The sequence below is a fragment of the Bradyrhizobium sp. ARR65 genome (assembly GCF_000472385.1).
Lineage (GTDB): Bacteria > Pseudomonadota > Alphaproteobacteria > Rhizobiales > Xanthobacteraceae > Bradyrhizobium.
The window spans coordinates 1-5233 of the sequence record NZ_AWZU01000109.1; the positions used below are offsets into that span (position 1 = coordinate 1).

Sequence of the window (5233 nt, forward strand, 5' to 3'; positions counted from 1 at the left end):
GAGATCATGGGACCAAACGGCGGCAAGCCCGAAGGCGAGGTACTGGCAGCGATCGATCGCGATCTCGGCGGCCTGGGGAAATTCCAGACCGACTTCAATGCTGCGGGCGGACGCCTATTCGGCTCGGGCTGGGTGTTTGTAACCGTCACAAAGGATGGCAATCTCGCGATCGAGACCCGCCCGAACCAGGACACTCCGCTCATGGACGGCAAGCGGGTGTTGNTTGGCAACGATGTCTGGGAGCACGCTTATTATCTCAGCTACCAGAACCGCCGCCCTGATTACCTCAAAGCCTGGTGGAATACTGTGNACTGGGACAAGATTGCGGAGCGCTACGCCGCCGCGAAGGCAGGCACGCTTGGTGTCTAGATCAGTCTGCTTTTCTCCGGCCGTACCTGAAGGCAGGGAGAAGCAGGCAAGAGGCAAGCAAAATGACCCACTTTGTGAAGGTCGCAAGAACGGACGAGATCAAACCCGGTCAAGCTCGCCTGGTCGATGCCAGGGGCAGACAGATCGCCCTGTTCAACATCAACGGCGAGTTCTTCGCGACCGACAACATGTGCACCCACGAACAGGGCTCCTTGGCCGAGGGAGAAATCTCGGGCCACGAGGTGACCTGCCCTTTGCATGGCGCGAAATTCGACGTTCGGACCGGAAGCGTTCTTGGTCCGCCGGCCTACGACGATGTCGCCTGCTACAGCGTCCGCGTGATGGGAACTGACATCGAAGTTGACGTGGAGTGAGCGCTACCTTCGATTGAGCGTTGATGCCCCGAGGTGCTTGCCCGGAGCGAGTGTTGTCGACGATGCGGCGAGACCGCAGTTACCAGCCCGTGTGGCTGTGTAGCGTGTTGCGTGCGTCCACAACTTCCGCATCGGGTCAAAAGCGCCGGTTCGGCCTCCGACATGATGATTTCCGGCTAGGCCCGGTAGGCGGACCTCTGCGGCGCCGACCGGAACGTCTCAAACGGGTCAATAAGCGACACAGCGTGCGCAGGCAGGCCGCTCGCAATCACTGGTTTGCGCGACCTAGCATTTTTCCCCGCCGGAAGGGGGCATCCGATCTCGCATTGGTCTTCATGGACCGGCTGTTCTTGACCATCGTTATCCTCGGGTTGGCCGTGCTTGTCAGCCGCCTTCTCTCGCTGTGGGTGGGTTGATTTCTGGGACCTTCAGCACCTCGGCTATCGCATTCCGAGTAGCATTCCCATGACTTCCGTAAAATTCCGAGCGCCTAGCTTGCGCATGATGTTCGCGCGATGAAACTCCACAGTGCGTGGACTGATTAGAAGCGCGCGCGCCACGTGCTTACTGGAAGCGCCTTTGACCAATTGCGTCAGAATGACCTTTTCTCGGTCGCTCAAGGACCCACTTCCCGGAAACGGATTCGACAGAAAGTCCGCTGGGTTCAATCGTGGCGTCTTCGTTTCCTCATCTTTGGGGCTCTCAAGAAATTCCCATTTGCCGTTGCGGATGCTTATTGAGATGTCATGCGTGCATGCCACGTCCAGCATGTCAGCCGCCCGGCTTTCACCCAATGAGTACGTGCATAAGATGATCATCCTCCGCCCAGCCAGCGCACCGTTAAGCGCAGCTTCGTACTCACAGAATCTTTGCCACATGGGCGTGTGGCACCAGAACGCATTGCCGCTGACCCGCACCCCTGCAAAGCCTCGCGCAAGCGCTTCGTCATGCTTGGCGTTCCAGGCGTCGGTGATACGCTCGGGATCGAAGTCGCCTCCCTTGAGATACCACTCGTAACCCGGAACGATCTCAATCCGGCTTTGACAGAAGTGATGTTCGAAATCCGGAATGGAATCGCGCAGACCTTTAATTGCCATCTCACGGCGGAGGGGTCCTGACAGAGCCCAAATGCAGAACTCGCCGTCCGCAAGACCTGCGCCAAAATATCCTGCGTGAACGTCGAGCAGGTCCTGCGCTGTTTCATAAAATAAGCAGGCGTGGGTTCCCCAAGGCTTATCACCAAGCGGGCGGATACCGGTCCGACACAAAGCCTGAGACTTTCTCGCAGACTTTTCAGGTTCAATCATCGTTAAGGTAGCTCGCTCGAGAGGGGTGAACTCCAGGGTTAATAGACCGCCACTTTTGTGACCTCGTAGTTGCACGAGTAGTCAAATCGATCAAACCGCCATACTTGCCATCACGGGTAATTGATTGAACCGGACGATTGCTGCATAGCGAGTGAGAACTTGGATCTCGAGAGCAGATTTAAACAAATTCTAAGGCCGCCTTTCCTCGCCGCTCGGTATGGAGAAGGTGGCGGATACCTCACTGCGGGTTTCGTGCAGTGACGGCTCAGGGCGGAATGCGTAACCGCCTTCTGGCAACACTGGCGCCATTGGACTTCGATCTGCTGGGGCCCGAGCTAGAGACGGTCGCGCTCGTACAGGATGCGGTCCTCTCGCGAGCGGGTGACCAGATCGAGCACGTCTTGTTCCCTCATAGCGGCGCCATCTCACTGATGATCGACATGGCCGACGGACGGACGATTGCCACCGCCGCAGTCGGGCGCGAGGGGGTAGTGGGCAGCCTTTCCGTGCTCGGGCCGTCACCATCGGCCGTTACCGCCATCGTTCGTGCGGCGGGTACCGCCTCGCGGATTCCCTCATCGCGATTTCAGGCCGCCTTCAACCGGAGCCCCGCAATCCGGCACGCGGTCCAGATTCACATGAGGGCGATGCTGATACAGTTTCAGCTCGGCGCGGCCTGCAATGGTTTGCATCCGGTCAAGGCTCGCATGGCACGCTGGCTGCTCCATCTATGCGACTACATCGGCGACGACGTCCTCCCGCTCACCCAGGAGACGCTGTCGGAAATACTCGGTGTGCGACGAACGACGGTGACGCTCCTGATGCGCAATCTGCGCGCCTCCGGAGCGATCAGAGTTGATCGGCGAGGCCAGATCGAAATTGATCGACCGCGGCTCGCGGCGGCAGCGTGCGAATGCCACGGCGCCATGCGCCTGGAAATCGAGGAGATCTTCTCGATGAACACAGCCCGATCCCAAGCCACGGTTGGGCCGGATGATTAATGATTGACGCATCTCAAAAGGTAAGTGGGCCACTGCGATCATGGAAGACCGCATTGGCCTTGCTGCGTAGCGCACGGCACGGCCGTGCCCGCACACGGCCCATGTCGCCTTCGGGTCACCCGCGTCATGTTAGGCCCGTCCTTCCGGGTCTGACCCGTTGCGAAAGTCGTCGGCTTTAACGGCGATCCCCCATAAACCTTCGTATTGTTCCCTGACACCTTTCGATGCCGGACAATTACCTACGTTCAATTGAGCCACTGAACGCGATCGTCTTAGGTTGCATGCGTTGGAAAAAGTGCACAGGCTCATGAAGTGCGACGGTGAAAAAAAGGATGATCGACATACAGCGACGATAATACCAAGAGGAGACTACAATGCCCAACTGCTCCGAAAGTCTTAGATCTGGCAGAGCCGCGCGATGCGCAGTGTGTGATGGCAAGTTTGGTCTCGTCCGGCACTACTCGTGGCGAACCCCGCTTTGTTCCAAGAAGTGCGTCGATCGCTTCAGAGCTCGCAGGGAAAGTGACCGCAATTGGGTCGGCTGGGTACAAATTGCCTTCGATCGGCTGGCAGAGAACCGCGCGAGGGCTTTATGACGGTGCAGATTTCACAACGAGGCAAGGAATATTCAGAGACGGCACAGACTTTGCTCCGTGCTGCGAAGACCATGACCGACTCAGCGATTGCGGGTCAGCTTAAGGCTCTTGCCGACGACTACCAGCGGCGAGCTGTGAAAGCTTCGCATGTTGATGCGGATGGATGAATTTCCTGACTGCACAGAGAGATTCCGGGACTGGTGTGAGATGAACAATCACTTTTGGCATGCAACGCTTGTTGTATTCACTGTCATGCCGCCGATTTCTACAATCGGTCACGCTCGCGCTCACGATTATCAGCGCCCTGAGTTGAACAGTTGGTATGAGAGCTTGCACAGCGGCAAAGGGCCCTGCTGCGATGGCAGCGATGCGAAGCGCGTTGATGATGCCGATTGGGAAACTAAGGATGGTCACTATCGCGTGCGCATTGATGGCGAGTGGGTTGATGTTCCGAACGATGCTGTCGTGGATGGACCGAACCGCGCTGGCCGTACGATGGTCTGGCCTTACTACCTAAATGGTCACCCGAAGGCGCGCTGCTTCATGCCGGGGAGCATGGGCTGATCGCGAGCGCAAGGGCAATCAGCAGCTCCCGCCCACTAGCCCCAACTCGTCCGATGCCGTGTATCGCTTCGCATAAGGAGGCGCCAAATGACAACTGGAAGATGTAATAGCCGCAACAGGATCAGCAAAGAAATTCGTGAGCAAATCCTGTATGCCTATCTAGACGATCCCATCAAAGGAACCGAACTTGCGCTGAGCAACGGCTTAACGGCCGCATACGCCTACAAGCTTGCTTATGAGCGCGGGTTATTGCCGACTCGCGATGAGAAGCTGCTTGGGCGCACCCATTTAGCGAGATTGGCATCGACATGATTGTCCTCACTCCAAAAACAAAGGCATGCTAAGGCCATGCGGCTGCGGTGCGCCAGGCGACCCGTGGCCCAGGGTGCAATAGCCAGATCGATGACGACATCGAGCCCGAGCCGCCGGAAGATTTTGAGGTCGAAAAGCGGCGGACGACCAAGGATTACGACTGATTCGTTGTCCTAGCCTCCGTTCTGCTCATTTTTGTTGACTCGCTCGTCGATGAAGTTTTTGGCGCGGCGGATGGCGCCATCACGGTCGCGATGAGTGCCCACTGATTTCTCGGTGCTGCTCACTTCCACCACCCACATCCAACCAGCCAAGGAGCGCATCTTTACAATCTTCGGGATGCAGGTCGATCACCGAGCTCTGCAGCCGCTTCATCATTTCCGGCGCATCCTCGCCGCCGCGCCCCGCATTGATGACGGTGATATCCGCGGACGGCTGCTCGCCTCCCTGAAGAGCGCGGTTGACTCGCAGGATCCTGTCGTCGAACATCACGCTATGGGTTTGCATCGTCTACCTGATCGCGGCCTTCTTCGTGACGCTGACCTGGTACCGCCCGCTCCTCGATCATGCGCTGCATGTTGTCCATCTCGAGATCGGCAGCGACCACGCGCTGGCCGAGCGCGACGTCGTGGCGAACCAGCGCATCCACGGACTCGACGATCATGCGCTCGGCGAGGCCGCCCATCTCCGCAACCAGACGGGTCAGCTCC

General features: G+C 58.1%; 7 protein-coding genes and 2 pseudogenes. 6 read left to right on the top strand and 3 right to left on the bottom strand.

Annotated features, from left to right (window positions below; translation table 11 throughout):
- Positions 1-369: superoxide dismutase (locus F758_RS0142465; RefSeq protein ID WP_024513441.1), on the top strand; the 369-nt coding region annotated here is incomplete at its 5' end.
- Positions 370-431: 62 nt separating this feature from the next.
- Positions 432-743: a non-heme iron oxygenase ferredoxin subunit gene (locus tag F758_RS0142470; RefSeq protein WP_024513442.1), complete on the top strand. Its 312-nt coding sequence runs from the start codon at positions 432-434 to the stop codon at positions 741-743.
- 440 nt (positions 744-1183) lie between these two features.
- Here the strand turns inward: F758_RS0142470 and F758_RS46170 are convergent, their stop codons facing one another.
- Positions 1184-2050 carry an MEDS domain-containing protein gene (locus tag F758_RS46170; RefSeq protein WP_051387217.1) on the bottom strand — a complete coding sequence of 289 codons (867 nt, stop codon included), beginning with the start codon at positions 2048-2050 and terminating at the stop codon, positions 1184-1186.
- Between the two features lie 275 nt (positions 2051-2325).
- On the opposite strand from F758_RS46170, the gene F758_RS0142485 reads away from it, so the two are divergent.
- The 4 genes from F758_RS0142485 to F758_RS50605 all read left to right on the top strand — a co-directional run bounded on the left by F758_RS0142485 (position 2326) and on the right by F758_RS50605 (position 4523).
- Positions 2326-3051: a Crp/Fnr family transcriptional regulator gene (locus F758_RS0142485; RefSeq protein ID WP_245286781.1), complete on the top strand. Its 726-nt coding sequence runs from the start codon at positions 2326-2328 to the stop codon at positions 3049-3051.
- Positions 3052-3643: 592 nt separating this feature from the next.
- Positions 3644-3814 carry a hypothetical protein gene (locus tag F758_RS51370; protein WP_198026716.1) on the top strand — a complete coding sequence of 57 codons (171 nt, stop codon included), beginning with the start codon at positions 3644-3646 and terminating at the stop codon, positions 3812-3814.
- 40 nt (positions 3815-3854) lie between these two features.
- The gene (locus F758_RS49135) at positions 3855-4211 is read left to right on the top strand and encodes a hypothetical protein (RefSeq protein ID WP_198026717.1); all 357 of its coding nucleotides are present in this window, start codon (positions 3855-3857) and stop codon (positions 4209-4211) included.
- Positions 4212-4298: 87 nt separating this feature from the next.
- Complete coding sequence (locus F758_RS50605; RefSeq protein ID WP_157450551.1) at positions 4299-4523, top strand: hypothetical protein; 225 nt, start codon at positions 4299-4301, stop codon at positions 4521-4523.
- Between the two features lie 333 nt (positions 4524-4856).
- Here F758_RS50605 and F758_RS50610 read toward each other — a convergent pair.
- Together F758_RS50610 and F758_RS49145 are read right to left on the bottom strand one after the other, a co-directional pair.
- Positions 4857-4958 (bottom strand): annotated as a pseudogene (locus tag F758_RS50610) (SGNH/GDSL hydrolase family protein); the annotation flags it as partial.
- 112 nt (positions 4959-5070) lie between these two features.
- Positions 5071-5233, bottom strand: a pseudogene (locus F758_RS49145) (PhoU domain-containing protein); the annotation flags it as partial.